Here is a 22,044-nt window from a genome sequence, read left to right as displayed (position 1 = left end):
CTCAACGAGCGATGGAAAGCCGAGCACCCCCGTCGCTGGTCGAGTAGTCGAGCCGCGAGGCGAGACGTATCGAGACCACCGGCCGACGCCGGACAGCGCGCTCACCTCGCTCGTTGAGCCGGTGAGGAACGAGCCGTGTCGAAACGCCTACGCGGACAGACTCGCCCTCAGTACAGCGCGAGCGTGAGCTTGCGCCGCGCGGCCACCACGATCGGGTCCGAGGGCTCGAAGAGCTCGAAGAGTTCCAGGAGGCGCGTGCGGGCCCGATCCCGATCGTCGCCGGACGTCGAACGGACGACGGCCAGGATCCGCTCGAAAGCGGCCTCCGGCTGCTGGCTCAGCAGCAGGACGTCAGCCGCGGCGAGCTGCGCGTCGAGGTCGTGCGGTGCCGCGTCGTCGACGATGGACGGATCGTGTCCCTGCGCCCGGGTGATGAACTCCAGGTGCCGCACCATCGACGCCGCCTCGGTGTTGCCGGGGTCGGTCTCGGCGATGCCGCGGTAGGCGGCGAGCGCCCCGTCGACGTCGCCGGAGTTCATCAGCTCCTCCGCCGCAACCATCCGCGGATCCTGCTGCTCGGCGGGCTCCGGAGCGCCGCCGAACGACGGACCGATCTTGGCGAGCACCTCGTCGAGCCAGCCCTGGATCTGCGCCTCCGGCTGCACGCCGTTGAAGGCCGCGACCGGCTGACCGCCGGCGAGCGCCACCACCATCGGCACCGACTGCACCCCGAAGGCCTGTGCGATGCCGGGGCTGGCGTCGATGTCGACCCGGGCGAGCACCCACTGCCCGCCGGCCCGCTGCGCGAGCCCGGACAGCACCGGAGCGAACTGGATACACTCGGCCGAGCGCGGCGTCCACAGTTCGACGACCACCAACTGCTGCGCCGAACGGCCGATGACGTCGGTCTCGAAGGTCGCGTCGGTCACGTCGATCACCGTGCCCCCGCTTCCGCCGGCAGGAGTTCCCGCCGGCGTGCGCCGCGCCGCCTCGGCCTGCGCGGCGAGCGCGGAGAGGTCGACGGCGCCGGACATCGCTGCTGCGGCCTGCAGGCCCGCTGCGGCCTGCCGCCGGTTTCTCGGATCAGTCACACCGACAGTCTTTCACGATCCTCGCCGGTCGCGCCCGCATCCTGCGCCGGGTCGTTCAGGTGCCCCCGGCGCTGTGCCCACCACTCGAAGAGCAGTGAGAAGAACGGCGGAATCGACGCCAGCAGCGCCAGCGCGGTGACCTTCCAGTTCCACTTCAACTCGACGGCGGTCCACAGCGTGATGACGACGTACGCCACGAAGGCGATGCCGTGCAGCATGCCGGGCACCATCGTCGCCGAGTCCACACCCGCGCCGTACTTGATGCCCATGCCGATCAGCAGCAACGCCCAGGTGATCGCCTCGATGAGTGCGATCAGGCGGAACCGGGGCGCCGGATGCGCCAGGTCGAACCACTTCTCTCGCCAGGTCTGATTCATGTCCTCGTCTCCGTTCGCGTTCGCTCGGTCAGGCCTTCGGGACCCGCACGATGAGGGCATCGCCCTGACCGCCGGCGCCGCACAGCGCGGCCACGCCCACACCGCCGCCGCGTCGCTTCAGCTCGAGTGCGGTGTGCAGCGCCACGCGTGCGCCGGAGGCGCCGAGCGGATGCCCGATCGAGATGGCGCCGCCGTTGACGTTCACCTTGTCCGCATCCAGGCCGAGCTTGCGCGTGGAGGCCAGGCCGACGGCCGCGAAGGCCTCGTTGATCTCCACCACATCCAGGTCCGCCGGGCTGATGCCCTCGCGCTCGCAGGCCTGCGCGATGGCGTTGGCCGGCTGCTCCTGCAGCGAGGAGTCCGGACCGGCGACGTTGCCGTGCGCGCCGATCTCGGCCAGCCACTGCACACCCAGCTCCTCGGCCTTGGCCTTGCTCATCACGACCACGGCGACCGCACCGTCGGAGATCTGCGAAGCGTTGCCCGCGGTGATCGTGCCGTCTTTGCGGAACGCCGGGCGCAGGCGCCCCAGCGACTCGACCGTGGTGTCGCCGCGCACGCCCTCGTCGGCGGAGACGACGACCGGGTCGCCCTTGCGCTGCGGGATCTCGACCGGGACGATCTCGTCGTCGAACACACCGGAGGCCTGCCCCTGCGCGGCCAGCCGGTGGCTGCGCGCGGCCACCTCGTCCTGCTCCTCGCGGGTGAAGTCGTTGCGCGACTCGGTGAGTCCACCCATCGGCTGGTCCGTGAAGACGTCGTGGAGGCCGTCGTAGGCGAGATGGTCGACGAGCGCGGTGTCGCCGTACTTGAAGCCGCTCCGGCTGCCGGGGAGGAGGTGCGGCGCCTGGGTCATCGACTCCTGGCCGCCGGCGACGACACAGTCGAACTCGCCGGCGCGGATCAACTGGTCGGCCAGGGCGATGGCGTCGATCCCCGACAGACACATCTTGTTGATGGTCAGCGCGGGCACGTCCCACCCGATCCCGGCCTTGACCGCGGCCTGACGCGCGGGCATCTGGCCGGCGCCGGCGGTGAGCACCTGGCCCATGATCACGTAGTCGACCTCGGAGGCCGGCACACCGGAGCGATCCAGGGCGCCCTTGATGGCGATCGCGCCCAGCTCCACTCCGGAGAAGTCCTTCAGCGAGCCGAGAAGGCGGCCGAAGGGGGTGCGGGCACCGGCGACGATGACGGTGGTGTTGTCGGACATCTACTGCACTCCTACACAGATTTGCAACGTGGGCCTGCGGCAGACCCCGGCCTCGTGACGAGGCACATTCGCTTCAACGCTACCGTGGAGACATGAGTGATTCCGCATCCACGTCCGTGACCCCGGCCACTGTTCCGCTCGCGGGGACCGGGGACCTCGTCCTCGGCATCGACCACGTGGGCATCGCCGTTCCGGACCTCGACGCCGCCCTGGCCTGGTACCGCGACAACCTCGATTTCGTGAACCTGCACGAGGAGGTCAACGAGGAGCAGGGCGTACGCGAGGCGATGGTCGGACCGGCCGGCGGCGACGGCGCCCTTATCCAGTTGCTCGCCCCGCTCGGCCCGGAGTCGACGATCGCGAAGTTCCTTGATCGCAGCGGTCCGGGACTGCAGCAGATGGCCGTCCGGACGCGCGACCTGGATGCGCTCACCGAGCGGCTGACCGCCAACGGCGTGCGACTGCTCTATCCGGCCGCCAAGCGCGGCACCGCGAACTCGCGGATCAACTTCGTCCATCCCAAGGACGCGGGCGGGGTGCTGCTGGAGCTGGTGGAGCCGTCGCAGGAGCACTGACGGCCGGTCGCCGAGCACGGGTCCGACGCCCGGGACTTTAGTCACACCAGTCACACTGTTACCAAACCGCTGCACAACGCGCCGTCAGAATTCTGGAATTCTCTCGACTACGGCTTTAGAGTTTGCCTCATGTCAGCACCAGGCCAGCGTCACAGCCCCTTCTCCATCGTCATGCGCGGCTACGACCGCGATCAGGTCACCGACCACATCCGCCAGCTCGAAGCCGACCTGGCGATGATGGCCGCCGACCGTGATTCCGCCCATGCCCACGCGGACGAACTGCTCAATCACCTCGACGAGACCCGCGCGCGCGTCCGCAGCCTCCAGCAGGACGTTGACGCGCTGTCGGTGCCGCCGACCACCGTCGCCGGCATGAGCGAGCGCCTCTCGCGCATGCTCGGTCTGGCCACTGAGGAGGCCGGCGAGATCCGCGCCACCGCGCGGGACGAAGCCGCCGAGTTGGTGTCCGTCGCCCGCCAAGAGGCCGACGAGACTCTCTCCGAGGCTCAGGACGAAGCCGCGCGCACCCTGGAGCTGGCCAAGCAGCAGGCCGACAAGCTGATCGCCGACGCCGAGGCGCGCGCCGCCGCCGTCGACGAGACCGCCGCCGAGCTCAAGGAGTACACCGCCCGCGACCGCGCCGAAGCACAGCGCGAGATCGCCGCCCAGATGGCGGAGGCGAAGGAGCGCGCCCGCGAGATCGTCGCCGCCGCCGAGTCCGATGCCGCCGGCCTGCGCGGCGCGGCCCACCACATCGCGGCGGCCCGGCTGGCCCGCTCTCGCGATCTGGCCTCCGCCGCCCACGACGCGCACCGGCAGATCCTGGATCACCTGGCGGCGCTGCGCGAGCACCTCGGGGCCCTGCCCGGCGCGCTGGAACTCTCCGACGACGAGCTCGCCCTGACCGGGGCCACCGAGACCGGCGACCTCGACCTGCTCAACCGCACCCTCGCGGGCCGCGACCTGTTCGAAGCCGAGGCGCTGCGCCCGATCGAGATCACCGACGTGATCACCGCGGTGGACGGCGAGTACGACGACGAAGACGGCGCCGGGCGGGTCGTGGGCTTCGCCCCTGACCACGACTCCGACGGACCCTCGGCCCGCGCCTCGGCCTGACCGCGACGCATCCGAGACCGGGGTGCCCGGCACCGCCGATTCGGTCTGGCACCCTCAGTCGGAGGTGCCAGAACGAGTCCACGGTGCCCGGCACCCTCGTTTCGGCCGGGCACCCGGACCGACCAGTCCGTAGAGCTCCCGAACTGGCCGGACCTTAGAAGAGCCGGAACTCGGTGCTCTCGGTGCCGCGCAGACGGTCGTAGTCCAGGGTCACGCAACGGATCCCGCGATCGTTGGCCAGCGTCTTGGCCTGCGGCTTGATCTGTTGCGCCGCGAAGATCCCGGCGACCGGAGCCAGCGTCGCGTCACGATTGAGCAAGTCCAGATAGCGCGTCAGCTGTTCGACGCCGTCGATCTCGCCGCGCCGCTTGATCTCCACGGCCACGGTCCGGCCGGCCGCATCGCGGCACAGCAGATCGACGGGGCCGATCGCGGTCATGTACTCGCGCCGGATCAACGTGTACCCGTCGCCGAGGGTGGTCACGTGCTCGGCCAGGAGTTCTTGCAGGTGCGCCTCGACGCCGTCCTTCACCAGGCCCGGGTCCACTCCGAGCTCGTGGGCGGAGTCGTGCTCGATCGCGTTGATCGTGATCCGCAGCTGCTCACCGGCCTTGTTCTCCACCACCCAGACCGCCTGTGCTGCGGTCTCTTCCGGCGCAGGCTCTTCGCTGAGCCAGCACGGCGGACTCATCCAGTTCAGCGGCTTGTAGGCGCGATCGTCGGCGTGCACGCTGACCGAACCGTCGGACTTGATCAGCAGCAGCCGCTTGGCCATCGGGAGGTGGGCGGTCAGGCGGCCGACGTAGTCGACCTGGCATTCGGCAATCACGAGGCGCACGGCTGTCAAGCGTAGCGGTTCGAGGACCGGGCGCGACCGGCGCTACGCCGTCGCGGCGACCGCCGAGCGAGCCGACCGGGTCCCGGCCCCGGCCAGTGCCTCGACGATCTCCCCGGACCGCACCGCGACGTTCGACAGCAGACTCGAGGTCAGACCGTGCGAGTGCTCGCAGTTGCCCTGGACGTAGATCCCACCGGTGATCTCCGGATCGGTGCGGAGCCGGTAGTCGCGTTCCAGAACCGGCTGGCCGTGAGCGTCGGAGTGACACGAACGCTCCAGGTCGCCGAGCAGCCGGCCGACCGGCACCGCCTCGAAACCGGTGGCGAAGACCACCGCGTCGCACCGGAGCACGGAGGTCTCGCCCGTGAGCCGGTTGACCACCTCCAGCCGGACCTCGTCTGCGTCCTCGGTCAGATCGGCCACCTCGGAGGCGCCGTGGACAAAGAACCGCCGCTCGCCGGCCACCCGTTCGGCGTACTCGCGGCGGTACAGCTCGGCGATGAGGTCGGGATCGACCGCTGAGTAGTTGGTGCTGCGGTGGTAATGCATGAGGCGCGTCTGCCACGCCGGATCGGCGCCGTAGTACTCGTCGACCGTCGACGCGTCGAAGATGCGGTTGGCATAGGGGCTGTCGTCGGCGGGCGTGTAGCCGTACTTGGCGAAGACCGCGTGCACGTGGGCACCGGTGGTCACGAGAAGGTGCTCGGCCACCTCGGCGGCGCTCTGCCCCGCTCCGACCACCGCGAACCGGCCCTCACGCGGCTCCCCGAGCTCGTCGAGCCTGGTCAGCAAGTCGTGGTTGTGGAACACCCGGCGGCTCGCCGCGACGCCCGTCGGGAGCTTGGCTGCGATGCCGCCGCCGAGCACCAGGTTCCGGGCGCGGTGCACGCCGCCGGCGGTACGCACCTCGAAGACGCCGTCGCGCCACTGGACCGCAGCGACCTCGGTCGCGTAGTCGACCGGCGTCGACACCCGCTGCGCGGCCCAGCCGAGGTAGTCGGCGAACTCCGACCGGAGCGGAAAGAAGGTCTGCAGGTTGATGAAGTCGGCGAGCCTGCCCCGGTCGGCCAGGTACGCCAGGAAGGTGTACGCGCTGCGGGTGTTGCGCTGCGTCGCCAGGTCTTTGAAGAACGACACCTGCATCGTCGCCCCCGGCAGCAGCATGCCGGGATGCCATTCGAATCGTGCCCGACGTTCGAAGAAGCGCGCCGTCAAGGGCGTCGCCGCGGTCTCGTTGTGCTCCTCGATCGCAATCGCCAGCGCCAGGTTCGACGGCCCGAAACCGATGCCGAGCACGTCGTAGGTCTGGGTGGACTCACTCTGCACAGCAAAACTCCTCGAAAATCTCCGCAGCGCCGGGACGTGCTCGCTACACTCCGATAGGTGAGTCTAACCTAAGCTCAGCTATGGTTGCCCCGGAGTGTGCCCACGAACGCGTCACACGCCATTCTCGGAAGGCCCCGAGAGACCGGACAGGCAAGCAGAGTGAGGAGCTCGAGCTCAAGTGTCGACGACGACCCACCGCACCGACGGCGAACCGCTGGCCGGCGATATCCCCGCGCCCCGTGAACGTCCGGGTTTCCTATTGTGCCGCAACGACTATCGCGTTAGGGGCCACGGCTGGACACAGCGCTTCGACGATGCTTCGGCGGCCGCGGACGCACTGCGCGCGGGCACCGTCGACGCCGTCGTGGGGGCGTTGCCGTTCGACGTGCGCGATCGGTCGGCCCTGATCGCGCCGCACGTACTTCAGGTGCACGACGGCCCCTGGACGCCGGTCGCGCACTCCCCGATGCCGCCCGTCCGCGTCGACGCGCTGAACCCGCCGATCGACGTCCACCGGCGACGCGTGGCCGCCGCCGTGGCTGCGCTCGGTGAGCCCGGCGCGCAGCTGGCCAAGGTCGTCCTCGCCCGCAGCATCGTCCTGCGCGGCGACCGGCGCATCGACCCCTGGAATCTCGCGGCGGCCCTGCGCACCGGCGACCCGCACGGTTCGGTCTTCGTCGCCGATCTCGCCCCGTCCGGCCGCGCCTCGACGCTCGTCGGGGCCAGCCCCGAGGTCCTCGTCCGCAAGCGCGGCCGCACCGTGAGCTGTCGTCCGCTCGCGGGATCGGCCGCGCGCAGCACCGATCCGGCCGTCGACGCCCAGCGCCGCCGGACGCTGGCGGCCTCGGCCAAGGACCGCGCCGAGCACCGCTTCGTGGTGGAGGCGATCGCCGACGCGTTGAGTCCGTTCTGCCGGACGCTCGAGGTGCCCGCGGCCCCGGAGGTGATGGCGACTCCGGCGATGTGGCACCTCGGGACTCCGATCCGGGGCGAACTGGCCGACTCGGCGAGTTCGGCCCTGGATCTCGCGCTCACCGTCCATCCCACTCCCGCGATCTGCGGGACCCCCACCGCGCAGGCCCGCGACCACATCCTGTCCACCGAGGAACCCCGCGGGTTCTATGCCGGTGCGGTCGGGTGGGCGCGCGCAGGCGTCGACGGGGGCGACGGCGAGTGGATGGTCGCCATCCGGTGCGCGGAGGTCCACGCCGACGGCCGGTCGGCCCGGACCTGGGCGGGCGGCGGGATCGTCGCCGCGTCCGACCCCGACGACGAGGTCGCCGAGACCGAGGCGAAACTGGCTACCGTGCTTCGCGCGATGGGGATCGACTCGGGGGACGTGTAGTGCCTCGCGTGCGAGGGCCGCACGGGTGCCGGCGACATCCGCACCGGGCCGAAAAAGGGATGCCCGGCACCGAAACTCGCGCTGGCACCCTCCGTCGACGGTGCCAGACCGGAGCCGGGGTGCCGGGCACTCTCGTCTCGCTCCCTCCGGCGCGCGTCCGGCCCGCAGAAGCGGTCAGTCCGCGGTGAGTTCGCGCACCCACGAGCCGATCACCGGATCGGCGGCCAGGACGGCGATGTCCGCACGCTGCGCGCCGGCCGCGCGCCACCGTTCGATCAGCGACATCAGCCGTACCGAGTCCAGCCCCAGATCGAGGACGTTCGTGTCGTCGTCGAGCTGCTCGACGGGCACGTCGAGCACCTCGGCGAGGTCGGCGACGATGGTGTTCCGGTCGAGAGTCGAGACGGACATGACCACTCCTTCGGTAAGGCTAACTATGGTTTACGGCGGTCAGCATACTCAGACGGAAGGACGATGATGGCATCCGGTGCCGTGCGCGGCCTGCTCATCGACATCAGCCCGCTGCGGATCAGCGCCGCGTTCCGACGGGTGTTCGTCGCCCGGACGATCTCCCTGCTCGGCATCGGAATGCTCGCGGTCTCGGTGCCGGTGCAGATGTGGGATCTGACGGGATCGTCTGTTCAGGTCGGCGCGGCGACCGCCGTCACCGGTGTCACCACCTTCGTGGGAATGCTGGTGGGCGGCAGCCTCGCCGACCGCTTCGACCGCCGGAAGCTGATTCTGATCGGCCGGTCGGCGGCCGCCCTGGCGTTCGCCGGGCTGGCACTCAACGCGTTCGGGCTCTTCGGCGGCCGCCCGCTGGTCTGGGTCCTCTACGCCCTGGCGGGCGTCAACGGGCTGATCGGCGCGCTGTCGGCCGCGGCGCTCATGGCCGCCGTGCCCACGCTGATCCCCCGCGAGAAGCTGGCCGCGGTCGGAGCGCTGAGTTCGCTCACCGTCCGCCTGGGCACCGCCCTGGCCCCCGGCCTCGCCGGCGTGATCATCGGCGCCGCGGGGGTGGCGTGGACCTACACCGCCGCCGCCGCGCTCGCGACGATCACCGTCCTGGTGCTGCTCGGCCTGCCGCGCCTGCCGCCCCACGCCGCACTGGCCGGCGCGGCGGACACCGCCCCGGGCCCGTCCGCCGATTCCGGCACCCCGGACCCGACACGTGTGCGCGCCGCTCCCCCCTCGTTGCCGGCGTTCTTCGCCGACTCCCCCGTCGTGCTGTCGGTGATGCTGCTCGGAATGCTGACGATGCTCGCCTCGGGCCTGGTGGCCCTGCTGCCGGCCCTGGTGTCCGAGCGGTTCGGCGATCAGGCGGGAGCGGTCGGCTACCTGATGGCGGCCACCGCCGCCGGCGCCCTGGTCGCCACCCTCACCAGCGGCTGGATCGGCGCCGCCGCCCGTCCGGGCGTGGTGCTCCTCGCGGCGGCGATCGCCGGCTTCGCGCTCATCGCCGCACTCGGCACCGCTGCGGCGCTCTGGATCGCGCTGCTCCTGGTCCTGGTGATCGGCTTCGTCGACGCCGTGCAAGAAGTGGTGCGCTACATGTTGATTCAGCAGCACACGCCCGGGCCGCTGCTGGGCCGGGTCAACGGCATCTGGATGGCACAGGAGGTCAGCGGTGTGACCGTCGGCGCCCTGGCCGCCGGCGCGCTCGGTGCCTTCTGGTCGGCCCCCACGGCGATCGTCTACTACGGCCTGACCCTGCTGACGCTCGGCGTCCTCGCCGCCGCCGGACTCGGTTCGTTGCGTGCCGTACGACGGCCCGACAGCCGCGAATCCGCTGTGACACAAGCAACTTAGGTTAGCCAAACTTGCTCTGTTACCCTTCGGTACGGCGCACCCCTCATCGGTAGATGCCCTGCCTCACGAGGCCGTCCCCCACGACCGGCCGAGACCACAGAAAGAGATCTGGTGCTTCGACGTGTACTGGCCGCACTCGGTGCGGCCGCCCTGCTGACGAGTCTGCCGGTGGCGACGTCCCCGGCCCAGGCGGCGAGCCGCGGAGACGTGCTGAGCGCCGTGGACATCACCGACCGGCCCGACTCGACGATCGCCGGTGCGGGCCGCGTCATCTCGATCACCTATCTCTCGGAGAACGCGAAGGGCGAACTGGTCCCCGTCAAGGGCAGTGTGTCCATTCCCACGAAGGCGCCCGGCCCCGCGGGCTACCGGATCATGACCTGGAACCACTCGACCGTGGGGCTCGGCGACTCGTGCGGGCTCAGCGAGAAGCTGGGCACCGGAGGCAAGCGCGACCCGTGGCTCGGCCCCTGGCTGAAAGACGGCTACGTGCTGGCCGCCACCGACTACGCCGGCATCGGCGGGCCCGGCGATCACGCGTACCTGCACGGCCCCACCGCGGGCAAGAACGTGCTCGACATGGTCCGGGCCACCCGCACCGTCGTCGCCCGGTACTCCGACCATCGAGCCTCCAACGCCTTTGTGCCGTTCGGTGGATCGCAGGGCGGCCACACCTCGCTGTGGGCAGGCCACCTGGCGCCGACCTACGCCCCGGAGCTGCAAGCCGCCGGCACCATCGCGCACTCCGTGCCGACCGGCCTGCCGGAGTACTTCGCGACGATCCGGCCGGGATTCCCGCCCGCCCTCGCCCCCGATCACACCACCTACTTCACCTATGTGCTGGCCGGGCTCAAGCAGGTGCACCCCGAGGCGAAGGTCGACTCCTACCTGACGCCGCAGGGCCGTGCGCTCGTGGAGGCCGCCAAGCACCGCTGCTATGAGGAGCAGAACGCCGCCACCCGCGGGATCGGGGTGGGCTCGCTGGTGACCCGGCCACTGACCGAAGGCCCGCTGATGCCTGCCCTGCGGACATACGCGCGCGTCCCGGACAAGGGTTATCCGAGCCCCGTGCTGGTGCAGCAGGGCACCGCCGACGTCGTCGCCTTCGCACCGCTCACCGGCGATCTGGTCTCCGCCATGCGGGGCAACGGCGTCGACGTCACCTACCTGACGTACCCGGAGAGCCACGGACTCACCATCGCGCGCGTGCACGAGGCACGCGCCTGGGCCAACGGCCTGAAGACCTGGCCGAAGGACTGAGCCGGGTCTGATCGGTGACGACGGCGGCCCGGCGAGGGGATCACTCTTCTCGCCCGGCCGTCGTGGATCTCGACTCCGCTCGATCAGCGAAGAAGCGCTCGATCAGCGGAGGGCAGCTCGATCGCGCGAGGTCAGCGCCGGACTCTGGGCACGACGAGCGGGGTGTGGGACTCCGGGTCGTCGATGATCCGGCACGGGAGAGAGAACACCTCGTCGATCAGCGCCGCGTCGACGATCTCCCCCGGAGCGCCCTGGGCGACGATCGCGCCGTCCTTCATCACGACCAGGTGATCGGCGTAGCGGAACGCATGGTTCAGGTCGTGCAGCACCGCGACCAGGGTGCGGCCGCTCCGGTTGAGCTCGGCGCACAGGTCGAGCAGTTCGATCTGGTGCGCGATGTCCAGATAGGTCGTCGGTTCGTCGAGCAGCACCAGCGGCGTCTGCTGCGCCAGCACCATCGCGATCCATACTCGCTGCCGCTGGCCGCCGGAAAGTTCGTCCACGAGGCGCCCGGAGAGCGCATCGACCCGGGTCGATGCCATCGCCTCGGCGACGGCGGTCTCGTCGTCCGCCGACCATTGCCGGATCAGGCTCTGGTGCGGGAACCGGCCGCGCGCCACCAGATCCGCCACCCGGATGCCGTCGGGGGCGGTGGAAGTCTGCGGCAGCAGTCCGAGCCTGCGCGCGACCTCTTTGGCCGGCAGCGAGGCGATCTCGGCGCCGTCGAGCAGCACCGAGCCCTTCTCCGGCGGCAGCAACCGCGACAGCGCACGCAGCAGGGTGGACTTGCCGCAGGCGTTCGGCCCGATGATCACCGTGAACGAGCCGTCCGGGATCTCGACGCTGAGGTCGCTGCTGATCACCCGCTTGTCGTAACCGAGGGTCACTTCCTCGGCGACCAGCCGCGGACCGTCGGCGACCGGCGGGGGCACGTACGCCGACCGCCCGAACCAGCTCGTCTTCATCCTGTTCACCTTCGACATGTCAGTTCTTCTTGGTCTCCCTGGCGATCAGCCACACCAGGTACAGGCCGCCGATCGAGACGGTCACGACGCCCACCGGGAGCTGCTTCGGGAACAGCCACTGCGCCGCCAGGTCCGAGACCGACAACAGCACGGCGCCCATCACCGCGGCCGGGACCATCGCGACTCCGGCCGACCCGGTGAGCCGCTTGGCCAGCTGCGGCGCCGCCAGCGCCACGAACGCGATCGGCCCGGCCGCCGCGGTGGCCAGCGCGGTCAGACTGACGCCGAGCACCAGCAGCGCCAACCGGGTCCGCTCGGGCCGAACCCCGAGCGCTGCGGCGGCGTCGTCGCCCATCTCCAGGATCTTCATCCGGACGGCGAACGGGATCAGCAGGGCCAGCGCCACTGCCATCACCAGCGCGACGATCCACACCTTGCTCGCGTTGTCCTCGCCCTGCAGGGTGCCCGCACCCCAGGCAGCCGCCGCCATCGCCGTGTCCAGGTCCGCGGTCAGGATGAGCCAGGTGTTCAACGACGCCAGCATGGCGCTCACGCCGATTCCCACGACGATCAGCCGGAAGCCCTGCACGCCCTGTGTGAAGGCCAGGACGTAGACCGCGAGGGCGGTGCCGATGCCGCCGATCAACGCCCCGGTCGAGGTGCCGAGATAGCTTGTGCCGCCGCCGAAGACGACGATCACCAGCAGCGCGCCCGTGTACGCGCCGGTGTTGAAGCCGATCACGTCGGGGCTGCCCAGCGGATTGCGGGTGAGCGACTGGATGACGGCGCCGCTGATGCCGAGCGCGGCGCCGAGCAGAACGGCCAGCAGCGCCCGCGGCAGTCGCCGGCCCATCACGTACTCTTCGCGCGGCGTCCCCTCCCCGAAGAGCGTGACGAGCACCCGATCCACCGGAATCTGGTAGTCGCCGATCATCAGCGCGGCGATCAGGGTGGCGAAGGTCAGCATCGCCAGCACCAGGACCACCACTGTCACCCGGATGTCCACACGTCCGGAGAACCGGCCGTCCGCGGCCTGGACGACGGCCATCGGCCGCCCGAACTGCACCCGATTCACAGGCCGCTCGCCTTGCTGCGGCGGACCAGGGCGATGAGGACCGGCGCGCCCACAAAGGCGGTGACCACTCCGACGGGCAGTTCGTTGCGCTCGAGCACCACGCGGGCCAGGATGTCGGCGACCAGGAGCAGGATCGGCGCGGCTACCAGGGTGTACAGCAGGATCCAGCGCTGCTCCGGGCCGACGATCCACCGGCACACGTGCGGGATCATCAATCCGACGAAGCCGATCGGTCCGGCGGCCGCAGTCGCCGCGCCGCAGAGCAGCGTCACCGCCACGACGCCGAGCACCCTGGTGCGGACGACGTCGGCGCCGAGCGACCGCGCCAGGTCGTCGCCGAGGGCGACGGCGTTGAGGGACCGCGCCACCACGGCCGCCAGCGCCACCCCGACGATCAGGAAGGGCGCGATGGCCAGCGGGGCGTCGAGCGGCCGCCCGGCGATCGATCCCGCGCTCCAGAAGCGCATCTGGTCGAAGGCCACCGGATCGACCAGCATCAGGCCGACCGTGATGCCGCCGAGCAGGGCACTGACCGCCACGCCGGCCAGGGTGAGCCGGACAGGAGTCGCCCCGGCGACGCCGCGAGAGCCGACCAGGTACACCAGTGAGGTGGCCAGGATCGCGCCGAGTAAGGCGAACCAGATGTTGGTCCAAATGGTGGTGAATCCGAACAGGCCGACGGCCAGGGCGACGAAGAACGCGGCACCGGCATTGACACCCAGGATGCCCGGATCGGCCAGCGGATTGCGGGTCATCGCCTGAATCAGCGCACCGGAGACACCCAGGGCCAGGCCGACGAGCACACCCAGAACGGTCCGCGAGACGCGGGCCCGCACCGAGTTGTGGTCGACGCTGAGCGGGTCGAAATGCGCGATACCGTCCCAGACGGTGCTGAGCGGGATGTGCTGCGATCCGACCAGGACGCTGGCGAACATCACACCCGCCAGGACGGCGAGCAGCACCACGACGCCCGCCGCGCGGCGGGCGTTGGTACGGGCCACCCCCGCGTCCGCCGGGTGCGCGCCCGGCTCTGCCCGGTCCGCGGCCTCGACGGCAGCGGCGGTCATGTGTGCACCTGGCGCACTCCGGTCTCCACTCCCCGGGTCTCCATTCCCGGTCTCCACTTCCCTCGCACCTGTGGCTCGGATCACCGGCCCCCGATGCCCTACAAACAGTTCGGTAATGCTTACCTTAAATGGAGCTGTCACGCGCGTCGGACCGGGGCCGGGATCACCCGTGCCGGCACCGCATCGGCTCCGCACCGAACGAGGCCGACTGAACAGGAATGCGACGGATCGACCATGAAACTCGCTGAGATCATGCCGCTCACCCCCGTGCAGGACGGCCTGTTGTACGCCTCCTCCCTGAACCCGGACGGGCCCGACCCGTACACGGTCCAGGCCGACATCGGACTCGCCGGCGACCTCGACCCCGAGCGTCTTCACCGCAGCGCGCAGGCCGTATTCGAGCGACACCGGAACCTCCGCGCCGGCTTCCGGCGCCGCAAGAACGGCATGCCCGTGGCCCTGGTGCTCGACGGCGCCGAGATCGGCTGGGCGTTCGAGGATCTCGCCGCACTCGATCACGGCTCCGCAGCCCGCCGCTGGTCGGCGATCGCCGCCGCCGCGCGGGACGAGCGCTTCGACCTCACCACTCCCCCGCTGCTCAGGCTGACGCTGGGGCGATTCGCCGACGACCAGTGGCGGCTGCTGTTCACCCACCATCACCTCATCCTCGACGGATGGTCGTCGCCCCTGCTGTTCCGGGAGATCCTGCTGGCCTACGGCGCCGGCGGTGCCGCCGACGGCCTGCCTCCCGTCCGATCCTTCCGCGACTACCTGGCCTGGCTCGACGCCCAGGACGCCGGAGCCGCCCTGGCGCGCTGGCAGCGAGTGCTCGACGGTGCGGCGGCCACGCTGATCTCCGCGTCCGGCGCCCCGGCCCTCGGCGCGCGACCGGCCGAGCGGCGAGTCGGCTGCCCGGGCGACTTCGGCGACCGGCTGTCCGCCCGGGCCCGCGCGGCCGGTCTCACCGTGGGCACGCTGATCCAGACCGCGTGGGGCGTCGTCCTGGGAATGGAGACCGGACGCTCCGACGTGGTCTTCGGTGCCACGGTATCGGGCCGCAGCCCCGAGTTCGACGGCGCCGAACGCCTCATCGGGATGACGATCGGCGCGATCCCGATCCGGGTGCGGGCAGCGGGCGGGCAGGAGCTGCTCGACGTGGCCGCGACCCTCCAGCGCGAACAAGCGACCGTGCTGGCCGACCACTGGGTGGGCCTGCCGGCCATCGCGCGGTCGATCGGTGCCGGTGAGCTGTTCGACACCCTGCTGGTGGTCGAGAACCACCCGGCATCGTCGTCGGCCCTGCAAGAAGCCGTGGCGGCGAGCGGACTGGAGATCATCGAGATCGCCCCGCGCGACTCGACTCACTACCCGCTGACCGTCCAGGTGATCGTCCAGCCGCACCTGGAGATCCGACTGCACCACCTGCCGAGCGCGGTGAGTCCCGAACGCGCAGGACGCCTGGCCGACGCCCTGGTCGGGGTGCTGAATCTGATCGCCGACCGCCCGGCGATCACCGTCTCCGCGCTCTCGATGCTCGACACCGGCGCCCTCGACGCTGTCCTTGCGCTGGGCTCCGGAGCAGCAGAAACGGCCGCAGACCTCGATGCCGCACTCGTCCCCGCGCACCGGAACGCGACGGAGGCGGCGGTCGAGAGCGGCGGGACCGCACTGTCGGCGACCGAGCTGGAGATGCGGATCGACGCGCTCGCCGCCCGTCTGAGCCGGGCGGGGGCGGGACCCGACGCGATCGTCGCCGTCGCCCTGCCGCGTGGCATCGCTGCGGTGACCGCGATTCTGGCGACCCTGCGCGCCGGGGCAGCCGTGCTGCCGCTCGATCTGGAGTACCCGCCGGACCTCCTGGAGTTCATCGTCGCCGACGCCGATCCCGCCGCGATCGTCACCACCGCCGGCGCAGCGGTACCGGCGCACGCCGCCACCCGGTTGCTGATCGACGACGACACGGGGCCGACCGACACCCGACTCGACAACCCAGCACTCGACGGACGAGCACTCGACGAACGAGCACCCGACGAACGAGCACCCGACGAACGAGCACCCGACGAACGAGGGCCCGCCGCGCCGCCCCCGGACCGGAGCGCGGCGCACGGCTCCCACCTGGCCTATCTGGTCTACACCTCCGGATCCACGGGACGCCCCAAGGCCGTCGCCGGAACCCTGGACGGCCTGGCCGCCCGGCTGTCGTGGGCGGCGCGCGCCTGGCCCGCCGCCTCCGGCGACGCCCGCCTGCTGAAGAGCTCATTCGCGTTCATCGACGGGCTCACCGAGCTGTTGGGGGCCTACGCCGCAGGCGCCCGGATGGTGGTCGCCACCGATGCCGAGCGGACCGACCCGGCCGCGCACGCCGAGCTGCTGACCCGGCATCGCATCGCGCAGGTCACCGCGGTGCCGTCGCTGGCCCTGACGCTCGCCGCGGTCGCGCCGGAGGCCTGTGCCCCCGTCACCCGGTGGGTGCTGTCGGGCGAACCGCTGAGCGACGACGTGGTGCGCGCCGTCCGGGCCGCGTCACCCCGCGCGCAGATCGTCAACTCCTACGGGTCGTCCGAAGTGGCCGGCGACGTGACCGTCGCCGAGCTCGCCGGCGAGGGCGACGACTCGTCCGGCCCGGCGCCGGTCGGCCGACCGGTCCCCGGCACCCAGATCGTCTTGCTGGACGAGCTCCTCCGCCCGGTGCCGCCCGGCACGGTCGGCGAGGTGTACGCGTCCGGCGGTCAGCTCGCCCGAGGCTATCTGGGCAGGCCGGCGCTGACCGCCGCACGCTTCGTCGCGAATCCCTTCGGACCCGGTCGCCTGTACCGCACCGGCGACCTCGGGTGCTGGGGCCCCGACGGCGGTCTGGAATTCCACGGACGCACCGACGGCCAGGTGAAGATCCGGGGTCATCGAGTCGAGACCGTCGGGGTCGAGGCCGCCTTGCGCGAGGTCCCGGGCATCGCCTCGGCGGTGGTGTTCGCCCGTCCGGACGCCACCGGTTCGCACACCCTCTGGGCATACGCGACGGCCCACGACGACGCGGCCGCCCTCGACGTCGACCGCATCCACCGGCAACTCGCCGCGCGGCTGCCTTCCTACCAGGTGCCCACCGTGGTGATCCGCGACGCGTTGCCGACCCTGCCGAACGGCAAGGTCGACCGGCGCGCCCTGCCCGATCCGCGCCGCGTCGCACCGGCGACTGATCAGCGTCCGCGCACCGACACCGAGACCGCGGTCGCGGCGCTCTTCGCCGACCTGCTCGGGCTGGAGTCGGTGGGCCGCGACGACGACTTCTTCGGCCTCGGCGGGCATTCGCTGTTGGCGACCCGGCTGGTCCATCGGCTCACCGCCGAGCACGAGATTCCGCTGACCGTGCGCACCGTCTTCGAGCACCCGACGGTGACCGCGCTCGCCGCCGAACTCGACCGACGTGCGGCCCGGCCGACCGACGACACGCCCCTGGAGCTGCCGTCCGCACGCCCGGATCCGTTGCCCGCCAGCGCCACTCAGCGCAGCGTCTGGTCGGCCGAGCAGGTGATGCGAGCCACCGACAGCACCCCCGGAGCGGCCGCCTACAACCTTCCGTTCGCGGTATCCCTGCGCGGGCCCCTGGACGTCGAAGCACTCGGCGTCGCGGTGCAGCGCCTGGCCGACCGGCACGAAGCACTGCGCACCGGCCTGCGCGAGGAGTCCGGTCTCTGGGCGCACATCGCTCCCGTCGGCACACCGGTGAGCATGTCCGTCCACACCGACGACGCCCGGGCCGCGCTCGCCGCCCGGCGCGAGCAGCCGTTCGACCTGGGCACCGAACCGCCGCTCCGGGTCGACGCAGCCCGCCTCGGCGACGACCACTGGCTGTTGCAGCTCACGGTGCACCACATCGCCGCCGACGAGTGGTGTGCGCCGCTGCTGTTCCGGGAACTGGCCGAGACCTACCAGCGGGTCCTCGACAGCGACACCGCCGGGACCGACCCCGGGGACGGCCCCGCGGTCCAGTTCGCCGACGCGGCCCGGTGGCAGGAACAGACGCTGGACCGTCCGGGGCCCGACGGCCTCACGCTGCGCGATGCCGAGCGCGGGCACTGGGCGGAGGTCCTCGCCGGCGCGCCGGACGAGCTGCCGCTGCCGTACGACCGGCCGCGGCCCGATCGTCCCACCGGTCGCGGCGCGGTGGTGGAGTTCGGACTGTCCGACGAGGTCGGCGCCCGCCTCCGCGAGCTCGCGCGCCGCACCGGCGCGACCCCGTTCATGATCGCCCACGCGGCCGTCGCCGCCGTCTGGGCGCGGGTCAGCGGCACCACCGACGTCACGCTGGGCACTCCGGTCGCCAACCGGACCCATCCCGCACTCGAATCGGTGATCGGCATGTTCACCAACACCGTCGTCCTCCGGACCAGGATCGACGGCGACCCGACCGCCGCCGAGTTGATCGCGCGCATCAAAGACGAGGACCTGCGCGCGCTGGACCACCAGATGCTGCCCTTCGCCGAGATCGTCGAGGCGACCGCAGCCGACCGCAGGTACGGCCGGAATCCCTTGTTCCAGACCATGATCCAGTACCGGGGACCAGTGCCGGACCCGGACTTCCCCGGGCTGGACGCACAGATCGAGCCCGTGCCGCCCAGCGGAGCCAAGTTCGATCTCACCGTCGAGTTCCTGGAGCACGCCGACCGCCCGGGCATCTCCGGCCGGATCGAGTACGCGTGCGACCTCTTCGACGCCCCCACCGTCGAGCGCCTGGCCGGCCTCCTCGTCCACGCCTTCGAGGCGATGACCGCCGATCCGGACGCCCGGATCAGCGCCGTCGAGCTGCTGACCGACGACGATCGCGCCCTGACCGCCCGCGCCAACGCCACCGGCCGTCCGGTGCCCGCCGGGCTGGACCTGACGACGCTGGTCGCCCGCGCGGCCCAGGCCGCTCCGGATTCGCCGGCCGTGATCGCCTCCGGGAGCACGCTCACCTACGCCGAATTGAGCGAGGCGGTCGAATCGCTGGCCGGTGCGCTCGCCGCCGCCGGGGTGGGCGTCGACGACGTGGTCGCCGTCGATCTGCCGCGCTCGGCGGCCCTCGTGGTCGCGGTGCTCGCCGCCCAACGCGCGGGAGCGGCGTATCTGCCGCTGGATCGGGATCATCCGGAGAACCGGCGGCGGTTCGTCCTCGACGACGCGCGTCCGGCCGCGGTGGTGACCGACGACCCGGCGGCCGGCTACCGCGGCGTCCCGACGGTGGTCGTGGATGCGCGGGGCACGGCGGCCGGCGCACCGGTGGAAACACTGCCGTCGCCGGAAACGCTGCCCGACCGCCGGGCCGCGTACCTGATCTACACCTCGGGCTCGACCGGCACCCCGAAGGCGGTCGTCGTCGAGCATCGGGCGATCGTGAACCGGTTGCTCTGGATGCAGAGCCGGTACGGCCTGACCGCGGGCGAGCGCGTCCTGCACAAGACGCCGACCGGCTTCGACGTCTCGGTGTGGGAACTGTTCTGGCCGCTGATCGCCGGAGCGACGGTCGTGGTGGCCGAGCCGGGCGCGCACCGGGATCCGGCGGCGATCGCCGCGACGCTGCGCGAACACCGCGTCACCACCGTGCACTTCGTTCCGTCACTGCTGCGCACCTTCCTGGACGAGGCCTGCCCCGCACCCGATACCGGCGATCGGTTCCCCGATCTGCGCCGTATCCTGTGCTCCGGAGAGGCGCTGACCGCACCGCTGCGCGAGGGCGTGCGAGAGCGCCTGAGCGGGGTCCGGCTGCACAATCTGTACGGTCCGACCGAGGCCGCCGTCGACGTCTCCGAGATCGACGTCACCGACACGACCGGGACCGTCGTGCCGATCGGAGCCCCGGTGTGGAACACCGGACTGCACGTGCTCGGTCCCGATCTGGCTGAACGGCCCGTCGGCATGTGGGGCGACCTGTACCTCTCCGGGGTCCAGCTCGCCCGCGGGTACGCCGGGCGTCCGGGTCTGACCGCGACGCGCTTCGTCGCCTCACCGTTCACGGTCGGCGACCACGGGCGGGGCGGCCGGATGTATCAGACCGGCGACGTCGCGCGGTGGACCGCCGACGGCGTGCTCGAGTACGCCGGTCGCAGCGATGCGCAGCTCAAGCTGCGCGGCCAGCGCGTCGAACCCGGTGAGATCGAACAGGCGCTGCTGGCCACGGGTGCGCTGCGGCAAGCGGTAGTCGTCGGCCACCTCACCGCCGACGGCCGGACCGTGCTCGCCGCTTACGGCGTGCCCGCCGGATCCGGCGCCCCGCCCGCGCCCGAGTCGGTGCTGAGCGCCGTCGCGTCCGAGTTGCCCGCGCACCTGGTTCCCGCCACGCTCATGCTGCTCGACCGGCTCCCCGTCACCTCGAACGGCAAGCTCGATCGGCGCGCCCTGCCCGACCCGGTGCTCACCGGAACCGGCGACGCGGCGGTCGGCGAGGCCGAGAGCGCCGTCGCCGACGTCTTCGGCGAGGTCCTGCGGCTGACCGACGCCGCCCGGGTAGCGCGTGACGACGACTTCTTCGCGCTCGGCGGCGACAGCATCGTGGCGATCACCGTCGTCAACCGACTGCGGCGCCGCGGATTCGAGGTCGACGTGCGAGACCTCTTCGAGCAGCGCACGGTGGCGGCCGTCGCCGCTGCGACCCGGCCGGCCGGTGCGGCCGGAGCAGACACCGCCCGGACAGCCGACGCGCGCACCCGTCCCCTGCCGCTGACGCCGATCACCGCTCAGCTCGCGGCCCGCAGCGGGCGCTGGCAGTCCCTGGCGCAGTCGATCACCGTCGCCCTGCCCGCAGGCAGCACCGCAGACCGGGTGAGGGCCGCCCTCGATGCGGTCGTCGCCCGGCACGAGGCCCTCCGGCTGCGCGTCCAGGCGGCCGCCGGCGGCGTCTGGACCGTGCAGCCGGCGCCCGTCGCGCCGATCGCCGCCGACGTGCTGTCGGTGCACCGGTTCCACGACGAGCCCGGCGAGGCGGAGTTCGCCGAGACCGCCGCCCGGGTGCACGCCCGGCTGGATCCGACCGCGACCGGCTGCCTGCAGGCGGCCGCGGTCTTCGGCCCGGACCGGGCGTGGCTGGTGCTCGTCGTGCATCATCTGGCGATCGATGCGGTCTCCTGGCGGATCCTGCTCGACGACCTGGCCGCGGTGGATGCGGACCTGGCCGCCGGGCGGGCGGGGACGCTGCCCCCGCCGATCACCGGCTTCGCGCAGTACGCCGATGCCGTCGCGGAGCTGGCGGCTGCGCCGTCCACGGTCGCCGAGGCCTCGCGGTGGCGTGCGCTGCTGGGGCCGGCGGCTCCGCTCCGCCCGGTCGCGGACGCGGGCGTGCACGGCGACCTGCGAACCACCGAGGTACGACTCAGCGCGGAGCAGACCGATCGGTATCTCGCCGAAGGCTCCGGCTCGACGTCGTTCGTCGCCGCCGTGGCCACCGCTCTCGAAGCGTGGCGGCGCGAGACCTCGCCCGGGGGGCCGGCCACGCCGTTCCTGCTCGACGTCGAGGGGCACGGGCGCGATCTGGTCGAGGACGATCTCTCTGAGACGGTCGGGTGGCTCACCGCACTGTGGCCGGTGCTCTACGACCCCGCCGCCGACGATCCGGCCGCGAGGCTGGCCGAGCAGCTCGCCGCGCCGGAGTACGGCTACGGCCTGGCCCGCTACTGCAATCCGCGGACCGCACGGCTGCTGGCCCGGTCGCCGCGCGCACAAGCGCTGGTCAACTACCTCGGCGCGATGGACCTGCGCGGCGAGCACCCCTGGCAGCCGGTCCCGCAGTCCCGCTGGACGCGGACGACGCCTGCGCCGGACCTGGCGGTCGACCACCCGCTGACGGTGGACGGCCGCATCGAGCACTCCGAGGACGGCGCGTCGGTGCTGGTGGCCGAGCTGACCTGGTCGGACACCGCCTTCTCCGCCGACGACGTGGACGTGATCGCCGACCGACTGCGGAGCGCGCTGGTGCGCCGGGAGGCCGACCCGGATCGCGCAGCCGGGTAGGTTACCC

Annotated in this window: 15 protein-coding genes; 6 read left to right on the top strand and 9 right to left on the bottom strand. The window is 71.7% G+C overall.

The window, feature by feature from the left end; translation table 11 throughout:
* Window positions 1-167 precede the first annotated feature (167 nt).
* The 3 genes from C6V83_RS07875 to C6V83_RS07865 are packed head-to-tail and all read right to left on the bottom strand — an operon-like array spanning window position 168 to window position 2,681.
* On the bottom strand, window positions 168-1,034 hold the full coding sequence (locus tag C6V83_RS07875; RefSeq protein ID WP_105943807.1) for a tetratricopeptide repeat protein: 867 nt from the start codon (window positions 1,032-1,034) through the stop codon (window positions 168-170).
* Window positions 1,035-1,087: 53 nt separating this feature from the next.
* Complete coding sequence (locus C6V83_RS07870; protein WP_105941932.1) at window positions 1,088-1,468, bottom strand: DUF3817 domain-containing protein; 381 nt, start codon at window positions 1,466-1,468, stop codon at window positions 1,088-1,090.
* Between the two features lie 28 nt (window positions 1,469-1,496).
* Window positions 1,497-2,681: an acetyl-CoA C-acetyltransferase gene (locus tag C6V83_RS07865; RefSeq protein ID WP_105941931.1), complete on the bottom strand. Its 1,185-nt coding sequence runs from the start codon at window positions 2,679-2,681 to the stop codon at window positions 1,497-1,499.
* 92 nt (window positions 2,682-2,773) lie between these two features.
* Between C6V83_RS07865 and mce the strand changes: the two genes are divergently transcribed.
* Together mce and C6V83_RS07855 are read left to right on the top strand one after the other, a co-directional pair.
* A complete protein-coding gene (gene mce, locus C6V83_RS07860; RefSeq protein ID WP_105941930.1) occupies window positions 2,774-3,256 on the top strand; it encodes a methylmalonyl-CoA epimerase in 483 nt (160 codons plus the stop codon).
* 129 nt (window positions 3,257-3,385) lie between these two features.
* The gene (locus C6V83_RS07855; RefSeq protein WP_199832605.1) at window positions 3,386-4,372 is read left to right on the top strand and encodes a hypothetical protein; all 987 of its coding nucleotides are present in this window, start codon (window positions 3,386-3,388) and stop codon (window positions 4,370-4,372) included.
* Between the two features lie 154 nt (window positions 4,373-4,526).
* On the opposite strand, the gene nucS is transcribed toward C6V83_RS07855, so the two are convergent.
* Together nucS and C6V83_RS07845 are read right to left on the bottom strand one after the other, a co-directional pair.
* Complete coding sequence (nucS, locus tag C6V83_RS07850) at window positions 4,527-5,210, bottom strand: endonuclease NucS (protein ID WP_105941929.1); 684 nt, start codon at window positions 5,208-5,210, stop codon at window positions 4,527-4,529.
* 42 nt (window positions 5,211-5,252) lie between these two features.
* Window positions 5,253-6,536 (bottom strand): lysine N(6)-hydroxylase/L-ornithine N(5)-oxygenase family protein, encoded by a 1,284-nt coding sequence (locus C6V83_RS07845; protein WP_105941928.1) that lies wholly within the window; start codon window positions 6,534-6,536, stop codon window positions 5,253-5,255.
* A gap of 178 nt (window positions 6,537-6,714) precedes the next feature.
* On the opposite strand from C6V83_RS07845, the gene C6V83_RS07840 reads away from it, so the two are divergent.
* Entirely contained in the window at window positions 6,715-7,881 is a 1,167-nt protein-coding gene (locus C6V83_RS07840) for an isochorismate synthase (RefSeq protein ID WP_105941927.1), read from the top strand.
* A gap of 174 nt (window positions 7,882-8,055) precedes the next feature.
* Here the strand turns inward: C6V83_RS07840 and C6V83_RS07835 are convergent, their stop codons facing one another.
* Window positions 8,056-8,292 carry a phosphopantetheine-binding protein gene (locus tag C6V83_RS07835; RefSeq protein ID WP_105941926.1) on the bottom strand — a complete coding sequence of 79 codons (237 nt, stop codon included), beginning with the start codon at window positions 8,290-8,292 and terminating at the stop codon, window positions 8,056-8,058.
* A 63-nt stretch (window positions 8,293-8,355) separates the two neighbouring features.
* Between C6V83_RS07835 and C6V83_RS07830 the strand changes: the two genes are divergently transcribed.
* Together C6V83_RS07830 and C6V83_RS07825 are read left to right on the top strand one after the other, a co-directional pair.
* On the top strand, window positions 8,356-9,690 hold the full coding sequence (locus C6V83_RS07830; RefSeq protein ID WP_234353924.1) for an MFS transporter: 1,335 nt from the start codon (window positions 8,356-8,358) through the stop codon (window positions 9,688-9,690).
* Between the two features lie 111 nt (window positions 9,691-9,801).
* Window positions 9,802-10,950 carry a lipase family protein gene (locus tag C6V83_RS07825; RefSeq protein WP_105941925.1) on the top strand — a complete coding sequence of 383 codons (1,149 nt, stop codon included), beginning with the start codon at window positions 9,802-9,804 and terminating at the stop codon, window positions 10,948-10,950.
* A gap of 131 nt (window positions 10,951-11,081) precedes the next feature.
* On the opposite strand, the gene C6V83_RS07820 is transcribed toward C6V83_RS07825, so the two are convergent.
* The 3 genes from C6V83_RS07820 to C6V83_RS07810 are packed head-to-tail and all read right to left on the bottom strand — an operon-like array spanning window position 11,082 to window position 14,057.
* Window positions 11,082-11,915: an ABC transporter ATP-binding protein gene (locus C6V83_RS07820; protein WP_105943805.1), complete on the bottom strand. Its 834-nt coding sequence runs from the start codon at window positions 11,913-11,915 to the stop codon at window positions 11,082-11,084.
* Between the two features lie 19 nt (window positions 11,916-11,934).
* The gene (locus tag C6V83_RS07815; RefSeq protein WP_234353923.1) at window positions 11,935-12,990 is read right to left on the bottom strand and encodes a FecCD family ABC transporter permease; all 1,056 of its coding nucleotides are present in this window, start codon (window positions 12,988-12,990) and stop codon (window positions 11,935-11,937) included.
* The gene (locus C6V83_RS07810; RefSeq protein WP_105941924.1) at window positions 12,987-14,057 is read right to left on the bottom strand and encodes a FecCD family ABC transporter permease; all 1,071 of its coding nucleotides are present in this window, start codon (window positions 14,055-14,057) and stop codon (window positions 12,987-12,989) included. The genes C6V83_RS07815 and C6V83_RS07810 overlap by 4 nt, the downstream gene beginning before the upstream one ends.
* 234 nt (window positions 14,058-14,291) lie before the next feature.
* On the opposite strand from C6V83_RS07810, the gene C6V83_RS07805 reads away from it, so the two are divergent.
* Complete coding sequence (locus C6V83_RS07805; RefSeq protein WP_105941923.1) at window positions 14,292-22,037, top strand: non-ribosomal peptide synthetase; 7,746 nt, start codon at window positions 14,292-14,294, stop codon at window positions 22,035-22,037.
* Window positions 22,038-22,044: the final 7 nt, after the last annotated feature.

Origin of the sequence: Gordonia iterans (assembly GCF_002993285.1) — a bacterium.
Classification (GTDB): Bacteria; Actinomycetota; Actinomycetes; order Mycobacteriales; family Mycobacteriaceae; genus Gordonia; species Gordonia iterans.
This window is presented reverse-complemented; position numbering and strand designations above follow the sequence as displayed.

Bases quoted from the DNA above. Each gene is read 5' to 3' on its own strand.
- C6V83_RS07875 (WP_105943807.1), bottom strand. From the start codon at position 1,034: ATGTCCGGCGCCGTCGACCTCTCCGCGCTCGCCGCGCAGGCCGAGGCG.
- C6V83_RS07810 (WP_105941924.1), bottom strand. From the start codon at position 14,057: ATGACCGCCGCTGCCGTCGAGGCCGCGGACCGGGCAGAGCCGGGCGCG.
- C6V83_RS07820 (WP_105943805.1), bottom strand. From the start codon at position 11,915: ATGAAGACGAGCTGGTTCGGGCGGTCGGCGTACGTGCCCCCGCCGGTC.
- C6V83_RS07830 (WP_234353924.1), top strand. From the start codon at position 8,356: ATGATGGCATCCGGTGCCGTGCGCGGCCTGCTCATCGACATCAGCCCG.
- C6V83_RS07865 (WP_105941931.1), bottom strand. From the start codon at position 2,681: ATGTCCGACAACACCACCGTCATCGTCGCCGGTGCCCGCACCCCCTTC.
- C6V83_RS07870 (WP_105941932.1), bottom strand. From the start codon at position 1,468: ATGAATCAGACCTGGCGAGAGAAGTGGTTCGACCTGGCGCATCCGGCG.
- C6V83_RS07835 (WP_105941926.1), bottom strand. From the start codon at position 8,292: ATGTCCGTCTCGACTCTCGACCGGAACACCATCGTCGCCGACCTCGCC.
- C6V83_RS07855 (WP_199832605.1), top strand. From the start codon at position 3,386: ATGTCAGCACCAGGCCAGCGTCACAGCCCCTTCTCCATCGTCATGCGC.
- mce (WP_105941930.1), top strand. From the start codon at position 2,774: ATGAGTGATTCCGCATCCACGTCCGTGACCCCGGCCACTGTTCCGCTC.
- C6V83_RS07805 (WP_105941923.1), top strand. From the start codon at position 14,292: ATGAAACTCGCTGAGATCATGCCGCTCACCCCCGTGCAGGACGGCCTG.